Genomic DNA, 16,314 nt, shown 5'->3' on the forward strand with positions numbered 1-16,314 from the left:
GCAACAATTGTGTACATTCAAGTGTCGTAAGGTTACAAAGCAAACAGGTCAACTATGAAAAGATGTTGTGCAATCCTCGTTTTGACGGCCCTTACACAGGCATTTGTATTTGGACAATCCGAAACAGAAGCGAGGCGATGGCATTTCGGTGCCTTTGCAGGGCCGCAATTAGCTTTTTCCCTGCCCAAACAATCCGGCAGCAAGCCTTCCAGGGGCATGATAGCCGGGGTGGATGTGGGTTACCGCTTTCAAAACGGGGCCCGGGGCTGGTCGGCGCATGTGCAACCGAATTTTTCACTGCTCCGGAATTCTACTACCAGTGGCGACGAGACTACCGTGCAGTTTACCACATTGGAATCGGAAGCCAGCTCCGTGCATTTGCCATTTTTTGTTCGTTACACGTTCATGGACGGTAAAATCCGGCCGTTTGCGGAGGCGGGCGGCAACTGGGCGATGCGGACGAATGTTTCCTACCAGACAACAGGCCGTTTCTGTCCCGATGGCGCCGCATGCACGCCGATCGAAAGTGATGACAAAATAAAGAATGCGGAGGTAAACCGGATCGGGGCGCTCATAAGCGCAGGCGTGCAGATAGACGCGGGCAAAGCGGTTATCCCGATCACCCTCCGCGTGATCCAGGATGTTATCAGAAGGGAGATAGATTTAGAACCCATTGGCGGCACTTACCGGAACCCGCGCGGCCGCCTCATCCAGCTTACGGCTGGTATCACATTTTAAGCCACCCTGTCATTGTTCTTTGATGTCCGACCGCCGGTCTTCCCGGCGGTCTTTTTTGTATTCCCCCAAAAAAAATCTGCACTTTTTTTGATTATCCCGGCGTAAGAAACGGACACTATAAAATACTGGTAATCATGCCGATCAAATGTTGTCTGTCGGACACAAACGATATCGAATAATGCAATTTTTTAAAAATATAGATCAATTGACCGCGTGTCCTTCCCTTCTTTCCTGTCTTATCATTAAAGGCCTCTTTTAGAACAATATCAATTTATATTTAAAGTATACCAATGCTTTCATCGCCGGGTTCGGAGTATAGCGGGAACGAGACTTCCCGCGAGATGGGTGGAACGGAGCCGCATGAAAACGTGCTCGGGCGTTCGGAGGAGGGTAGGAGCGACCGCGTCCGTCCGGACCGGGTCCATCCAGACCGGGTCCATCCAGACCGGGTCCATCCAGACCGGGTCCATCCAGACAAAGAGCTTTTTATCCGCAAGACGTTCGAGGAGAACCCTGAGGAGGGTTGTGCATTGCTGTTCAGGCTGTATTACAGTCCGTTGTGTTCCTATGCCGTGCGGTTTTTGTATTCCAAAGAAGCTGCCGCCGACCTGGTGTCGGAGCTGTTTTATGCTTTCTGGAAAAACCGGTCTTATGAGTCCGTGAAATCTTCCTACCGGGCCTACCTGTTCAAGTCCGTTCAGAACAGGGCTTACAACCTACTGGCCAGCGACCTCAAAAACACGGATTCGTTCGAGCAAATGCCCCACTACGACGTAGCGTCGACTGAGCGGCCCGAGGCGCTGATGTATTTCGAAGAACTCGCCAGCCGCATCGACCACATTGTGGAACAGCTACCGCCGCAATGCCAGAAAGTGTTCATGCTCAACCGCTTCGAGAACAAGAAGATCCAGGAGATCGCTGCTGAAATGAACCTGTCGAGCCGGACCGTCGAAGGGCATATCAGCAAGGCGCTGAGCATGCTCCGGCAGGGGCTGAAAGACCACTGGACATGGCTGCTGCTGCTTGCACCGATTTTGAATTAACCGAAACATCCTTACCACTATTTCGATATTAAATCCACTGATCATGAACACATTGTCAGTAAACAAAGCACTCCTGTTCCTGTATTTTGCCGGCCATGCCAATCCCGTACAAAAGCGGCTGATTGCCGAGTGGCTCGCCCAAGCCGAAAACCAGGAGTTGTATTTCGAATGGCTCGCCGAATGGCAGTCGCAGTCGCCGCAGTTCCTGCCCGACGGCCAGGAGCGTTACGAGGCCTACGTGCGCTTCATGCGTGAAAACCGGCACATCGGACCTTCGAACGCCGCATCGCCTTCCGAAAATGACGGGCAGCATTCGGGTACCGCCGCGAAGAGCACGCGCATCGGCCGCAGGCCCTGGCTGATGGCCGCCGCATCGGTGCTCATGATGGGTATGACGGCCTGGTTTGGCCGCGAGCGGATTTTGTACAAAACCTATGCAACCGGGTTTGGTGAAACGCGCTCGGTACAGCTTTCCGACGGCACCGGTGTGATTCTGAATGCCAACACGTCGCTGCGTGTACCGCGGTTCGGTTTCGGCGAAGCCACCCGCGAGGTGCGACTGAACGGCGAGGCGTTCTTCAATGTCACGCACACCATCGACAACAAGCGGTTTATGGTTAAAACCGAGGAAAACTTCGAGGTAATGGTGCTGGGGACGGAATTTTCGGTGTATACGAGGCAGAAAGGCGGGAAAGTCCTTTTGAAAAAGGGGAAAGTCCACGTGCTGTTTTCCGAAGGCCGCGAGAAAAAGCAGCTGGTCATGAAGCCGGGTGACCTGATGATGATGGAAAAAGCCGCCGCCAAACCCGTGGTAAAGCCCAACGCCGACACTCAGAAGCTAACCGCCTGGACGGGCAACCGCTTCATTTTCGATAAAACACCGCTGTCCGAAGTAGCTACCCAATTGCAGGAACATTACGGCATCCGGGTGGAAATTAAGGACAACCGGTTCGCCAACCGCACCGTGAGCGGCACATTCCAGCCCGAGAGCGGCGAGGAACTGCTGACATTGCTTTCCGAGCTATTCAATTTCCGATTGGCCCGCGAAGGCGAGGCATACCTGATTTTACAGAAGTAAAAGCATTTTCAATATCCCTATCCAGATCCCCGTATGAAACAAAGATCAATACTATCATTTGTTTGCTGTGGCCTGATGCTCACCGCGTCGCCGCCTTTGGACGCCCAGGTGCTGGCCCTGAACGCGCATAAGAACCGCATGCTCCCGCCGGAGCAAACCACCCACCAGGTGAAGTTACTCGACGTGCTTTTACAACTTAAAAAATTCTATTCCGCCGATATCCTGTTCGAAGAGAGCCAGATGAGCGGCATTACCGTCCCGGATTTTGTGTTCGACAAAAACCTTTCCGCGGAAAAGAACATGGAGGCATTGCTCAAATCCACAGGGCTGGTACTCAAAAAGGTACGTAAGAATGCTTACATGATTTTGCCGAGAAGGATCGAGACGTCGGCTATTGGCAGCCGGCCGTCGGCTGATTTGCAGGTGGTGGCAGGTGCAAGGGCCGTAGCGGCCGAGATAAAGGTCAGCGGAACGGTAACGGACAACAACGGCGAGGGCCTCCCGGGCGTGAACGTGCTCGTAAAAGGCACGATTAATGGTACCAACACGGATGTGAACGGCAAGTATGAGCTCGATGTGCCTTCGTCCGAGTCGGTGCTCGTGTTTACTTCAATCGGCTTCCAGAAGCAGGAAGTGGCGGTGGGACAGCGCTCGGTGGTGGATGTGAAAATGGCGGTGGAAACGCAAACGCTCGACGAGGTGGTGGTAACCGCATTGGGGATCAAAAAGGAGAAAAAGGCGCTGGGTTATGCCATTTCGGAAGTGAAAGGCGAAGAACTCACGCAGGCGCGCTCGACCAACATCGCCAACAGCCTCGTGGGCAAAGTGGCGGGTCTGAACATTTCCAGCACGGCGACGGGACCGAGCGGTTCGTCGCGTATAGTAATCCGCGGTAATGGCTCCATTTCGGGCAACAACCAGCCGCTGATCATCGTCGACGGGATTCCTATTAACAATGATAACCTCGGCTCGGTGGCCATCGGCGCCAACCGCGAGGGCTCATGGACCGGCTCCGACCGCGGCGACGGTATTTCGAGCTTGAACCCCGACGAAATCGAGAGCATCAGCGTTTTGAAAGGTGCAACCGCGGCGGCGTTATATGGCTCGCGGGCCTCCAATGGCGCTATTTTGGTAACTACAAAAGGCGGCAAGGCGGATAAGGGCATCGGCGTGGAAGTGAACAGCAACTTTCTTGCAGAGGATCTTTTGTTTAAATCCTACAAAGACTATCAATACGAATACGGCCTCGGCAGCAACGGCGTGAAACCGACCACCGTGGCCGAAACTGCCACGCGTAACTCCTGGGGCGGCCGCCTGGATGGCAGCAACTCTATCAACTACGACGGTGTGGAGCGCCCGTACGTGGCCGCGAAGGACAACCTGCGCAAGTTTTATAATGTCGGGACCACATTCACGAACTCCATCGCATTGACGGGCGCTACCGAAAAGGTGACCTACCGCTTGTCGATGAGCGACCTGAACAACAAAGGCGTGCTGCCCAACAACACGCTCCGCCGCAACAACTTCGCATTGAACACCAATGGTAACCTCGGCAAACGCATTTCGTTCGTGGCCAATGCGAAGTATATCATCGAGAAAAACCACAACCGCCCGCGTGTGAACGACTCGCCGGGTAATGCGAACTTCGCGATGTACGTGCTCCCGACGTCGCTCGATGTGGATGTGCTCAAAAACGCGCAGTTCGATGCGAACGGCAACGAAAAGGTGTGGTCGGACAACCAGTACACCCAAAACCCGTACTTCGCCACCGAGCAGTTCCAGCAGGATGATAACAAGAAGCGCGTAATCGCCTCATTTGAACCAAAATACACCATTACCGACTGGCTTTACCTGAAAGGCCGCATTGGTTTCGATAATTTCAATTACCGGTACAAAAGCATTGAGCCGTACGGGACGGGCTATGTGCTGCGGGGAAGCTATACATCGTCGCTGCGCGAGTTCACAGAAACCAACAAGGAGCTTTTGGTAGGTATCAACCGAAAAATGGGCGAGAAGTTTGCATTCAGTGGCTTGTTTGGCGGAAACATGATGAAGCAGGTAACGAACCTGAACGAGGTTTCGGCCAACAACAGCTTCAACATTCCGTTCTTTTATGACATTTCCAATATCGACCCCGCAGCCCGCACGGTTACGGAGGCTTATATCGAAAAGCGCATCAACTCGGTGTACGGCTCGGCGGAATTTTCATACAACAATTACCTTTTTGTGACCGCTACGGCGCGTAACGACTGGTTTTCGACGCTTGCCAAGGGTAAGAACAGCATTTTCTACCCGTCGTTCGGCGTGAGCTTTGTGGCTTCGGAGGCCTTGAAAATGCCTGCGGTGATCAACTACCTGAAATTCCGCGGATCGTGGGCACAGGCCGGTGGCGATACCGACCCGTACAACCTGTCGCTTTACTACTCGCTGAGCGGTGCGCACTTGGGATCGGCATTGGCGCAGATCAATGGAACGCGCGTGCCGAACAGCGGTTTGCAGCCATTGACTTCAACGGTTTCCGAGCTGGGTTTGGAAGCTAAATTGTTCAATAACCTGCTGAATGTCGACTTCGCGGTGTACGATCGTAAAACGACCGACGATATTGTAAGTGCCACTATTTCACAGACTTCCGGCTACACGAGCGCATTGTTCAACGTAGGAGCGATCCGTAACCGAGGTATCGAGCTGCTTTTGGGCGCTACCATCGTGAATAGCAAGAAATTTACCTGGGACGCATCGTTCAACATGGGTTACAACGACAGTGAGGTGCTGAGCCTTTACGGCGATCTGCAAACGCTGCGCGTGGACCAGTCGCGGCCGGGCTCGGCGTTTATCCACCAGGATGTAGGCAAGCCTTACAGCCAGATCAAAGGATATGATTTCAAACGCGACGCGAGCGGCAACATCGTGTACAACTCGCAGGGCCTTGCCATGGCGGGCGACATCAAGACCTTTGGCTCGGGCGTATCGCCTTACACATTGGGTTTGAACAATACATTCAACTACAAGGGCATCAGCCTCAGTGTGTTGGTGGATGGTAAATTCGGCGGGTACATTTATTCGGGTACCAATGCCCTGGCTTATCGTTTCGGCTTGCACGAAGCCACGCTGGTGGGCCGCGAAGGCGGTGTAACGGGCGAGGGCGTGACCGAATCAGGCGAGCCTAATACCGCGAAAGCGCCTGCGCAGGCTTATTACAGCAACTGGTACTCGGCCATTGCTACGCCATTTGTGCATAAATCAGACTTTATCAAACTGCGCCAGATCATTTTCCAATACTCGATCCCGAGCCGCTTCCTGGGCAAGATGCCGTTCAAAGGTGCATCGGTGTCGATCGTGGGACGTAACCTGGCGGTGCTCATGAAGAAAGTGCCGGTAATTGATCCCGAAGCGACTTACAACAACGGCAACGCGCAGGGAGTAGAGTTTGCCGGAACGCCGCCGACGCGGTCATACGGTGTGAACCTGAACCTGAAATTCTGATCCTTCAAAACGAGAAATCATGCTTAAAAAATTAACCATATGCCTTGCATTGCTCGCCGGAGCGGGCGCTTGCACCAAGGATTTCGAGGAAATAAATGTAAACCCGAATGCGCCGAACACGGTGCCGGTGGATTACCTGCTCGGGCAGTCGCAATTGCTGCTGACCGGCTCGGCGAGCGGCCCGGCCTCGAAGGCCTGGCGTGCGAACTTCGGGTACGCCGCCTGCCTGATCCAGCAAATGTCGTCCATCGACGCCACGTTTTACAAAGGGAGTTTTTATACATTTCTGGGAGAAATCAACTCCGCTTTCTTCGATAATTCGTACACCTTCGCCGTGAAAAGCATGGTGAACCTGATCGACGTGGCGCAGAAGGATCCGAAAAATGTAAACGTACTGTCGATGGCGCGCATCATTAAAGTGATGGAATTCTCGCGTACCACCGATTTGTACGGTGATATTCCTTATTTCGAAGCAGGAAAGGGCTTTATCGACGCCAATTTTTCCCCGAAATACGACGCGCAGCAAACCATTTATATGGATATGCTGAAAGAGCTGGAAGAAGCCCGCAACGCATTCGACCCAGCGCAGTACATCCCGAAAGCAGCCGATTACATCTATGGTGGCGACCTCGACAAGTGGAAACGCGCGGCCAACTCACTTATGCTACGCCTCGCCATGCGCATGCAAAAGGCCGACGCAGCCAATGCGCAGCTCTGGGCCAAAAAGGCCATCGACGCCGGGCTGATTACCAGCAATGCGGAGACGATCGCGGTGAAATTCAGCAACACCGGCGCGGAAATCAACTCCAACCCGAACTCCTGGATTCTCGGACCGAGCGGCTCGAATGTGACCAACATTCCGAATGCGGGTGTACAATGGGCCAAAACGCTCATTGACATGATGAAAACCCGTCAGGACCCGCGGCTGCCCATTATTTCCATGATCAAAGGCGGGGATAACAGCGTAGCGAAGCAGCGCGGCCTGCCCAACGCCACCGACGCGACCGGCCTTGCCCAGCTCGACGAGAAAAACCTCGATAACTACTCGCGTCCCGCAACAGGCGTGATCGGCATTGCGTTGCCGTGGATTTACATGACCTACGCCGAAACGCAGCTCCTCAAAGCCGAGGCCATCGAACGCGGCTGGGCCATGGGCAGTGCCAAAGCGGCATTCCAGGCAGGACAATCGGCCGCATTGGAACAAATGTCCTGGGCCAATGCCACGATCCCTGGTGCCGACATTACTGCTTACGCTACTAAAAACCCGTATCCTGAATCCGGCACGCTGGACGCGAAGATGAATGCCATTCACACGGAGGTATATCTGATCGCGGCCAGTACTTTTAACCATATTGAGGGATATGCCAACTGGCGCAGGACGGGCTTCCCGGTGCTCACGCCCGTGAACTACCTCGGCAACGACACCAACGGCCAAATCCCGCGCCGCCTGCGCTACCCGCTCAGCGAGGAGGGCATTAACCCCAACTTCAAAACGGCGATCGAGCGGCAGGGACCCGATGTGTTCATGACGCGCATCTGGTGGGATAAGTAATCAGGAAATATGGAAAATTCACGCAGGAAATTTATCAAAAACGGCGCCGCAGCGGTTACTGCGGCAGCCGCTTCTGCGGGGCTGGGAGCACCCGCGCTCGCATTGGCCCGGTCGCACAAGCAAGCCGCCGGGTACGCACGCGACGGCGGTATGCAGTTTTGCCTCGCGCATTTCTTCGGCATCGATCCCACACGCATTGCGCTTTCCAAGCAGATGAACGTGCTCGGTGCGGTAGGAGGGATCAATCCGCAGAGTGTGGGGCTTTCCAATGTCAAAAACTGGGAGTACGAAGCCGTGGTGGCGGTGCGCGATTTCTGGAAGCAGCATGGCATTACCTACCGCGTGATCGAAGGGCCGCCGTCGCTCTATGAAAAAACCAAGCTGGGGCTCGATGGCAAAGACGAGGAAATAGAGACTTTTATCAAGTTTATCCAAAATCTTTCGAAAGCCGGTATTGACACGGTTTGCTACAACTGGATGCCGGTAATCAGCTGGGCGCGCACGAAGCTCGACAAGCCCTCCCGCGGGGGCGCGCTCGTGAGCTCGTTCGACCACGAGGACGTGAAGGACAAGCCGCTCACCAAATACGGCGACTTCACGCACGAAACGATGTGGAAAAACCTCGAATACTTCCTCAAAGCCGTCGTGCCGGAGGCCGAAAAAGTAGGCGTGAAGCTTGCATTACATCCTGATGATCCTCCGGTGGACAAAATCCAGGGCATACCGCGCATCATGACCTCGGCCGATGCATTCAAACGCCTGATCGAGATCGTACCAAGCGAAAGCAACGGCATCACATTATGCCAGGGCACATTCGCCACGATGGGCGAGGACATCCCGTCGGTGATCAAGTATTTCGGCAGCCGCAAAAAGATCCATTTCGTGCATTTCCGCGACGTACGCGGCGACAGGAACAACTTCGAAGAAACCTTCCACGACGACGGCAAAACCGACATGTACGAAGCTATGAAGACCTATTACGAAGTAGGTTTCCGCGGCCCCATGCGCCCCGACCACGTACCCACAATGGCCGGCGACAGCAACAAAAACGCCGGTTACAGCAACTACGGCGCCCTGTTCGCCATCGGCTACATGCGCGGGCTGGTGGAAGCGGTGGCGAAGCGGGGGTGAGGGGGAATTTTGAATGAGTGAATGAGTGAATTTTGAATGATTGAATGATTGAATGATTGAATGAGCCGCCGTGGAACGGGGAATGAATTTTGAATGAGTGAATGAGTGACCGGGTCGCCGGAGCGATGATTGAATTTTGACCGGGTCGCTGGAGTGATGATTTTGGATCGTCCTTGTGGCGCGCGGAATGCCGTTAGGCATGTAATATTGGTAGCAAAGAGAGGGATGTTTTGTCAAGAATGCCCTTGGGCATGTAACAACAGCGCATGGCTAGCTAGCTAAGTCGTCAGCAGGGATGTTACATCCCTACCGGGATTCCGGCTATCACTCTAACACGTGTTTTCTACCAATATACATCGCTACGCGATTTATTCAATTATCGCTCCGGCGACCCGGTCAAATTTCCCTTCCCATGCAACGCGCCGCACGATGATTCCTGTCAATGTAAGCGAATGTAACCATCTTTAATCATCGCTGCCATGAAGACATTTGCGACGACTGCTTTTGCCGTGATCTTGTTCCTTTGCGTGTGGACGGAGCGCCGCGGTAAAGAAGGGACGATCAACCCCATTATCGGCGACATTAGCTTCGAGAAAAAATATGGCACGATGCCCGATGCGGATACCGACGACAACCTGCGCATTGCCGCGCATCTCGAATATGCGGAAGCATTGCTCAGAAAGCGGGACGTGTCCCGGCTTTCGCCGGCGATGCGAACGAAAAGGGCACTGATGCTCGATCATCTGCGTGACTACCGACTGGCGGGTTCTTTTCCCAAAAACTACGACCGTGAGGAGCGCAAACCATGCTTCATTGATCGCAACGGCACGATCTGCGCCGTGGGTTACCTCGTGGAGCAAACTGCCGGGAGAGCTGCCGCGGAGGACATCAGCCGCCGCCACCAGTACGCAACGATCCTGGAAATGAATGACCGCAAAGTCGACGAATGGATCGCGCAGAGCGGGCTGAGTAAGGAGGAATGTGCGATCATTCAGCCGCAATACGGCGCTTCCGGCGCTCAGAACGTCAATGATGTGAAACCGGCCTATGGCATTGCATCCGCGTTGCTGATGGGCACCAACACGGCGCTATCGACCGTGAATGCGGTGCAGGGTGCCAAACGCTCGGCTTCCGGCGGGGCACCGGTCATGGGCATTGTGGGCGGTACCGGCCAGATCGTGCTGGGGATCGTCGGGTTCCATAAGAAGGCGGAGCTGACTGGCCTCATGCGGCAGGATTATCACACCAATATGCAGCGGGGCATTTCGATGGTCAATATGGGACTGGGCTCGCTGACGCTCGGCCTGAGCATCTGGAACCTCGCAGCGAAAAAGCAACCGGTTGAAAAGCGCTCCGCGTGGGATATGCGCAGCTTCCCGGATGCGAACGGCAAGTCGGGCGTGGCGCTGAGTTTCACGCACAAATTCTGAAATGCGCTAGTGCCATTTGGCCAGTAGCTCCTTGAATGCATCTTTGTAAAGATCGCCCACAGGAATATCGACGCTGCCGATGTGCACGGCGCTTTTGCTGATGGAATCCACTTTCCCGACGGATACAATGAATGAGCGATGAATGCGGATGAATTTCCCTGCGGGAAGCTTCTCCTCGATCGCCTTCAAGCTGCTATGCGATACCACGGGACTGCCGTTTGCCTGATGTATCCGTACATAATCCTTGAACGATTCGATGAAGAGAATGGCGTCGAAATCAATCCGTACCAGCTTGTAATCCGATTTGACAAATAAGTAATTCTCACTCGAATCAAGCTCAGGGTCGTTCGAGGCTTCGCGCAGGTTTTCGAAGTATTTTTTGGCCTTCATGGCCGTCGCCAGGAACTGGTTGTAGCCAAATGGTTTGAGCAAATAGCCCAATGCATCCACCTCATACCCCTGCACCGCAAACTGGTTGTAGGCCGTCGTGAACACGATCCGCGTCCTGGTGTCGGGGTTCTGGCTCAGCACTTTCGCCAGTTCCATGCCCGTTAGTTCAGGCATTTGGATGTCCAGGTAAACCAGGTGGATATTTTCTTTCGTAATCACTTCCAGCGCATCCAGCGCATTGATATACCTGCCGTGCAAATGTAGGAACGGCGTTTGCTCCACAAATGAACTCACGAGGCCCAATGCGAGCGGTTCGTCGTCAACGGTAATGCAGTTCAGGGTCATATCAGGTTGATCGTCAGGTCTACGGTGTAAGTGTTAGCGCTTTCATCTGTATGAATTTCCAGCCGGTGCTTTTCGGGATACAAAAGGTCGAGGCGCCGGCGGGTGTTGCTAAGGCCGATGCCGCCGCTTTCTGCGCCCGCCACATTTTGTACAGGAAAAATATGGTTTTTCACGTGAAGGTTCAATGCGCCGTTCGATAATCCGGCGTGTATCCTGATCTCCGATTCCTGCGCGGCGTTCATTCCGTGCTTGAATGCGTTTTCGATAAAAGGCAGCAGGAGCATTGGCGCGATAGGGTAGTCGGGAATGGCCTCGTCGCGGGTGTAATGCACATTGCTGCTGCTTTGCACGCGGAGTTTCATGAGCTCGATATAATCGTCGATAAACTCGAATTCCCGGCTGAGCGGGCCGTGGTCGTGCTGCGTTTCGTACAGCAGGTAGCGCATCATGCGCGAGAGCGTGAGCGTGGCCTCGCGTGACTCTTCGACGTTGGTATAGGATAGTGCGTATATATTGTTGAGTGTGTTAAAAAAGAAATGCGGGTTGATTTGCGCTTTCAGGAGTGCCAGCTCGGAGGTAATGTTCTGTTTTTCAACCGAATCGCGCAGGCGGGCGTCGGCTTGCCATCGCTGGATTACCGCCATGCTCGTGCTCACGCCGATTACGAGCAAGGTCGTCATCAGCAATATCCCGTCGATCATGTGCCTCGGCTTCGGGCCGCCGTGGTGGCGCGGACGGGGCATAATGCGCTCCATATGCCGCCGGACTTCGAGTTGCTGGTCGGCCAGTTTGCTCACGATCAGCATCAGTGCGGCCAGCGCGATCACCCACAGGATGAAAACCAGGATGCGGTTTTTGAGCAGATACCGCGGCACCAGGTAGCGGGCATTGAAATAGAAAAGCGCCACCAGCAATGCAAAATTGAGTATTTGTTTTACCCAAAACACCGCAGGAAGGCTCACGCCCCACGATAGCGGCTGGTAAAACACCAGCACGAACCCGAGCAAAGCCCAGGCCAGCAAATGCATGGCGGCCACTACGCCGCCTTTTGTGTTTTCGAAGGTCATCGCCACAAAAATAGCAGTCGCGGGCGTGTATTGCACCGTCGCGCGCCGGGTGTTTCGGCGTATCGGGGTTTTTGCCGGTTATAGGGCCGATCTTTGCCGACAGGCCGCCATACTGTGAAAATGAGCACCCTGGCCGCGCGTTTTATCGGGTAAAATAGGCTGTTCAGCTATACAATCCGCCTCTCCGTCCAGGCAGCTTTTATTCGCGGGTTTCATGCATTCACTTTGTATCGGGCAATCCCCGAAAAAGTACGGTAAACCCGCCGAATCGATCCATTGAAAATCAAGACCATGCTCAAATTCCTGAATAAGATCATTTTTGACCCGAACGACTTCCGTTCGGTGATCGCTGCGTGCATTGCAGGAAACAGTCAGGCCCAGCATATTTTATTCAAAAAGTATTTCGGCTATGCCAAAAGCATTTGCCTGCGCTACACCTATTCGCCCGAGGAGGCGGAGGAAGTACTCAATGAAGGGTTTTTCAAGGTGTTCAACAACCTCGAACGGTACGATCCCGCGCAGCCGTTCAAAGCCTGGCTGCGCACGGTGATGGTGAATAATGCGATCAGCTATTTCAGGAGAAACAAAAAGCATTACACCGCGCGTACGGCCTTTGACGAAATCCCCGAGCCCGGCGTCGCCGACGACGTCGTGTCGGACATGACCGCAGGAGAAATCATGCAGCTCATTCACGAACTGAAACCGATCTATAAAACGGTTTTCCTGCTCTATGCTGTGGACGGTTACTGCCACAAGGAGATTGCGGCGATGCTGGAAATTAATGAAGCCACCGTGCGCTCGCAATATGCAAGGGCGCGGGCGCAGTTGCAGGAGACCATCGCCGCTCGCTATCCCGATCTGGCCGGTCAGTACGCAATGCTTTCACTTTAATCCTCATTTCCCCATCCACACTTTGAAATCGTTGGCCCGCTCGCGGCTGACGATCGTTTCCTTGTCCAGCGACGGATGCAATGTGAGTGCGATCCGGTGATTGTAATAGGGCTGCATTTGCGCCACGGCCTGGTGCGTGACCATTAGCCCGCGATTAACGCGGAAAAAGCGTGCCGGATCGAGGAATTCGTCGAGTTCGTCCATTTTATAGTCCACCACGAATTTCTGTCCCTGATGATTTTTGAAGAACGTCAGCCCGCCGTCGACAAAGAAGTAGGCGATTTCAGACGTTTCTACGGACAGCAGCCGGGCGCCCTGCTTCACCAGGAACCGTTTGCGGTATTCGGGTGCGGGTGTGTGCAAATGCAGGCTTTTCAGAATCGTTTCGAGGTGGAGCTGGGCCGAGGGGGCCGTTCCGACTTTGCCGGGGGCAGTGAGGTCGTAGTATTTCCGGATGGCGCGTTGCAGGTCGTCCTGCTGCACGGGTTTTAGCAAATAATCAATGCTGTTGACCTTGAAGGCCTGCAATGCATATTCATCATAAGAAGTGGTGAAAATGACCGTGCTCCTGACTTCCACGCGGTTGAAAATCTCGAAACTCTGCCCGTCGGCCAGCTCAATGTCCAGGAAAATAATGTCCGGCTCCGGCTTTCCGTTCTGCCGGTTTTCGGTAATCCAGTCCACGGTGGCGGCAATGCTCGGCGTAATGCCGCGTATCTCGAACTCGGGCGCCGTTTCTTCCAGCAGTTTGGTCAGCTTGCGTACGGCCAGTTTTTCGTCTTCAACAATTAAAACATTCATGCATTTGCAGTTTTTAGCGGTATTAGCGGCAGGGTTACTTTAAAAATACCTTCACCGTCTTCGATAGCCGGCATGCGGTCGGACAGCAGCTCGTACTTCGCGGTGATATTGGCAAGCCCCAGCCGGGTGGACTTCACGGGAGTAGACTTTATAAGGCGGTTATTACTGATTTCGAGCAGGTCGTCACCCATCGAACGGATGCTGACTTTCAATGGGTTGGATTCCAGGATGCTGTTGTGCTTCACGGCGTTTTCCAGCAGCAGTTGGAGCGTGAGCGGCGGTATGTTCTTTTCCAGATCGGCCTCGCTCACGTCGATCATCAGTTCAAAGCCGGTGTCGTACCGTGTGCGCAAAAGGTGATAATAGGAGCGGATAAACCGGAGCTCGGCCGATAGCGGCGTGAGTTCGTTCTGGTTTGTTTGAAGCAAATAGCGGTAAACTTTTGCCATCTCATCCACAAACTGCTCGGCGCGCTTCGGCTCGTCGGCAATGAGGGCGGATAGCGTATTGAGGCTATTAAACAGAAAATGCGGGTTAACCTGGCTTTTCAGGCTTTGCAGCTGGCCCTGCATGCCGGCGCGTTTGAGTAGTTCTTTATTGATTTTCAATGTTTTCCATTCATTCAGCGAATAGTTGATCTCGTAAAGGACCGTCAGCAGGAGCACCGCCACGAATTCGAAAAGGTATACGTTGATGATCATCCGGCCATCAAGCTCCGCTTCGAAAGGGCGGAAGCGGATGATGAAGAGCATGTAGGCAGTCACGAAAACGAAGGTCAGTATCCAGAATGCGGCCGCTGTGAGCGCGCTTCGCCGGAATGTAGAATCGAGCGACGGGTACCTGCGGGCAATGTACCGCGCGGCCCAGTCGTGCGGGACGAATGCGACGATCGTCATCAGGAAGATCATCAGCGTGCCGCCGATGAAATTATAAAGGCTTTCCAGGTACGGCTGGCCGATGAGCAAATAGCTGATCGTGGGCACGAACCACGGCACCAGCAATGCGAAAATCCACCTGCCGAACAGGCTCAGCCAAATTTCCCGGCCGATTTGGTTGTATGATAGTGTAGGGTTCATGTAAATATCAGGGGCACGATGATCGCAAACTGTTGGTCGTCCTCTTTGTACTGAACCGCTCCCGCGCGGTTAAAAAGCAGCTTGTACCGCGAGGTGAGCACGCTGATGCCCGGTGTTTCGAGGGGCATGCTGAGCATTTTCGGCTGGCGGTTGTGGGCAAATTCCAGCTGGCCTGTTTCGGTGGTCGAAATGCGGATATGCAGCGGCCTGGCCGCCGACACGACGTTGTAGTGGATCGCGTGGTCGATAAGGATCTGGAAGGTGAGCGGCACCATCTGGCCGCATAAAAACACTTCGCGCACGTCCAGGTCAACGCTTATCCCGGCCTCAAACCGCGTTTCGAGCAGGTAAATGTAGGATCGGATAAACCGCAGCTCCGAATCGAGCGAAACGAGCATGTCTTCCTTGTCGGGGCCGTTGACGCTCAGCTGGTAGCGGTACACCTTCGACATTTCATCCACGAATTTCTCGGCAGTGGCGGGCGCATCGGCAATGAGAACGGAGAGCGAATTGAGGCAATTGAACAAAAAATGCGGGTTCACCTGCTGCTTGACGGCATCGAGCTCGGTTTGCAGCTGTTTTTCCTGCATCACTTCCAGCTCATCCTGGTTGGACCGCCATTGACGAAACGCGTAGGTAAGTTCAGTAAGTCCCGCCCCGATCAGCGATGCGCTGAGAATAAAAAAACTCACGCGCATTGCCCACTGCAAGTCCGCTCCCTGCCCGCCCAGCCCGGCCAGCCGGTACACCGGCAATGCCGCCCAGAACAGGGCCACATTCACTGCCGCATACGCCCCGAACCAGGATGCCACACGGGAAATGGATTGTTCCGTTTCGGGAAAAAAGCGCGTTACGCGCACCGATAGCAAAGTGTCGATCCGGTAGGCGGCCCAGATCGCGGCCAGGTTGATGCAGCTTCCGATGAGAAAATGCCGGCTGTCGGAGAAATACCTTTCCTGCCACAGCCCGAAGCCGGCGAGCAGTGCGGTTCCGCCGAGCAGCAGCACCGACGCCGTGGCACTCAGTTGCTTGCGGCCGAATTTCGCCAGGTAATGTTCAATGATCATGCACGGTAATTTTCATTTCGTCAAAAATAGGAGGGGCGTACCGCAATCGGAAGTTCGGAGCTGCTTAACCGTCGTATTTGTGCGGTTAATCATCGCAAAAGACCATTGGGTACGGATTGCACCAGCTTGGGGCAGTTACAATTGATCAACCGGCTATTTCAGTTTACCCTGCGAATTAGCCTTTTCATAAGGTGAAAGTTACAATTCACCCACCTTACTGTT

13 protein-coding genes are annotated in these 16,314 nt (G+C 54.1%); 8 read left to right on the forward strand and 5 right to left on the reverse strand.

Annotated features, from left to right (window positions below; translation table 11 throughout):
• The first annotated feature begins 54 nt into the window (after positions 1 to 54).
• From DFER_RS02930 to DFER_RS02960, 7 genes are all read left to right on the forward strand, one after another.
• A complete protein-coding gene (locus tag DFER_RS02930) occupies positions 55 to 738 on the forward strand; it encodes an outer membrane beta-barrel protein (RefSeq protein ID WP_041734682.1) in 684 nt (227 codons plus the stop codon).
• 290 nt (positions 739 to 1,028) lie between these two features.
• Positions 1,029 to 1,781 carry an RNA polymerase sigma-70 factor gene (locus DFER_RS02935; protein ID WP_041734684.1) on the forward strand — a complete coding sequence of 251 codons (753 nt, stop codon included), beginning with the start codon at positions 1,029 to 1,031 and terminating at the stop codon, positions 1,779 to 1,781.
• A 43-nt stretch (positions 1,782 to 1,824) separates the two neighbouring features.
• Positions 1,825 to 2,859 carry a FecR family protein gene (locus tag DFER_RS02940; RefSeq protein ID WP_015810113.1) on the forward strand — a complete coding sequence of 345 codons (1,035 nt, stop codon included), beginning with the start codon at positions 1,825 to 1,827 and terminating at the stop codon, positions 2,857 to 2,859.
• Positions 2,860 to 2,892: 33 nt separating this feature from the next.
• Positions 2,893 to 6,342, forward strand: coding sequence for a SusC/RagA family TonB-linked outer membrane protein (locus tag DFER_RS02945; RefSeq protein WP_229206160.1), 3,450 nt, complete (start codon positions 2,893 to 2,895; stop codon positions 6,340 to 6,342).
• Positions 6,343 to 6,361: 19 nt separating this feature from the next.
• A complete protein-coding gene (locus DFER_RS02950; protein ID WP_015810115.1) occupies positions 6,362 to 7,894 on the forward strand; it encodes a SusD/RagB family nutrient-binding outer membrane lipoprotein in 1,533 nt (510 codons plus the stop codon).
• 9 nt (positions 7,895 to 7,903) lie between these two features.
• Positions 7,904 to 9,025, forward strand: coding sequence for a mannonate dehydratase (locus DFER_RS02955; protein WP_015810116.1), 1,122 nt, complete (start codon positions 7,904 to 7,906; stop codon positions 9,023 to 9,025).
• A 479-nt stretch (positions 9,026 to 9,504) separates the two neighbouring features.
• Positions 9,505 to 10,455, forward strand: coding sequence for a hypothetical protein (locus DFER_RS02960; RefSeq protein WP_015810117.1), 951 nt, complete (start codon positions 9,505 to 9,507; stop codon positions 10,453 to 10,455).
• A 6-nt stretch (positions 10,456 to 10,461) separates the two neighbouring features.
• Here DFER_RS02960 and DFER_RS02965 read toward each other — a convergent pair whose 3' ends face one another.
• Both DFER_RS02965 and DFER_RS02970 read right to left on the reverse strand, forming a co-directional pair.
• Complete coding sequence (locus tag DFER_RS02965; RefSeq protein ID WP_015810118.1) at positions 10,462 to 11,190, reverse strand: LytR/AlgR family response regulator transcription factor; 729 nt, start codon at positions 11,188 to 11,190, stop codon at positions 10,462 to 10,464.
• Positions 11,187 to 12,293 (reverse strand): sensor histidine kinase, encoded by a 1,107-nt coding sequence (locus DFER_RS02970; protein ID WP_229206161.1) that lies wholly within the window; start codon positions 12,291 to 12,293, stop codon positions 11,187 to 11,189. Before DFER_RS02970 ends, DFER_RS02965 begins: the two co-directional genes overlap by 4 nt.
• 255 nt (positions 12,294 to 12,548) lie before the next feature.
• Here DFER_RS02970 and DFER_RS02975 point away from each other — a divergent pair, with 255 nt between their 5' ends.
• Positions 12,549 to 13,148 carry an RNA polymerase sigma factor gene (locus DFER_RS02975; protein WP_015810120.1) on the forward strand — a complete coding sequence of 200 codons (600 nt, stop codon included), beginning with the start codon at positions 12,549 to 12,551 and terminating at the stop codon, positions 13,146 to 13,148.
• 3 nt (positions 13,149 to 13,151) lie between these two features.
• On the opposite strand, the gene DFER_RS02980 is transcribed toward DFER_RS02975, so the two are convergent.
• The 3 genes from DFER_RS02980 to DFER_RS02990 are packed head-to-tail and all read right to left on the reverse strand — an operon-like array spanning position 13,152 to position 16,092.
• Positions 13,152 to 13,949, reverse strand: coding sequence for a LytR/AlgR family response regulator transcription factor (locus DFER_RS02980; RefSeq protein ID WP_015810121.1), 798 nt, complete (start codon positions 13,947 to 13,949; stop codon positions 13,152 to 13,154).
• Positions 13,946 to 15,025: a sensor histidine kinase gene (locus DFER_RS02985; RefSeq protein WP_015810122.1), complete on the reverse strand. Its 1,080-nt coding sequence runs from the start codon at positions 15,023 to 15,025 to the stop codon at positions 13,946 to 13,948. The genes DFER_RS02980 and DFER_RS02985 overlap by 4 nt, the downstream gene beginning before the upstream one ends.
• Positions 15,022 to 16,092: a sensor histidine kinase gene (locus DFER_RS02990; RefSeq protein WP_015810123.1), complete on the reverse strand. Its 1,071-nt coding sequence runs from the start codon at positions 16,090 to 16,092 to the stop codon at positions 15,022 to 15,024. The genes DFER_RS02985 and DFER_RS02990 overlap by 4 nt, the downstream gene beginning before the upstream one ends.
• Between the last annotated feature and the right edge of the window lie 222 nt (positions 16,093 to 16,314).

The sequence above is a fragment of the Dyadobacter fermentans DSM 18053 genome (genome assembly GCF_000023125.1).
GTDB lineage: Bacteria > Bacteroidota > Bacteroidia > Cytophagales > Spirosomataceae > Dyadobacter > Dyadobacter fermentans.

Coding starts and splice junctions, on each gene's coding strand:
- DFER_RS02965 (WP_015810118.1), bottom strand. CDS start 11,190: ATGACCCTGAACTGCATTACCGTTGACGACGAACCGCTCGCATTGGGC.
- DFER_RS02930 (WP_041734682.1), top strand. CDS start 55: ATGAAAAGATGTTGTGCAATCCTCGTTTTGACGGCCCTTACACAGGCA.
- DFER_RS02960 (WP_015810117.1), top strand. CDS start 9,505: ATGAAGACATTTGCGACGACTGCTTTTGCCGTGATCTTGTTCCTTTGC.
- DFER_RS02955 (WP_015810116.1), top strand. CDS start 7,904: ATGGAAAATTCACGCAGGAAATTTATCAAAAACGGCGCCGCAGCGGTT.
- DFER_RS02990 (WP_015810123.1), bottom strand. CDS start 16,092: ATGATCATTGAACATTACCTGGCGAAATTCGGCCGCAAGCAACTGAGT.
- DFER_RS02945 (WP_229206160.1), top strand. CDS start 2,893: ATGAAACAAAGATCAATACTATCATTTGTTTGCTGTGGCCTGATGCTC.
- DFER_RS02985 (WP_015810122.1), bottom strand. CDS start 15,025: ATGAACCCTACACTATCATACAACCAAATCGGCCGGGAAATTTGGCTG.
- DFER_RS02975 (WP_015810120.1), top strand. CDS start 12,549: ATGCTCAAATTCCTGAATAAGATCATTTTTGACCCGAACGACTTCCGT.
- DFER_RS02980 (WP_015810121.1), bottom strand. CDS start 13,949: ATGAATGTTTTAATTGTTGAAGACGAAAAACTGGCCGTACGCAAGCTG.
- DFER_RS02950 (WP_015810115.1), top strand. CDS start 6,362: ATGCTTAAAAAATTAACCATATGCCTTGCATTGCTCGCCGGAGCGGGC.
- DFER_RS02935 (WP_041734684.1), top strand. CDS start 1,029: ATGCTTTCATCGCCGGGTTCGGAGTATAGCGGGAACGAGACTTCCCGC.
- DFER_RS02940 (WP_015810113.1), top strand. CDS start 1,825: ATGAACACATTGTCAGTAAACAAAGCACTCCTGTTCCTGTATTTTGCC.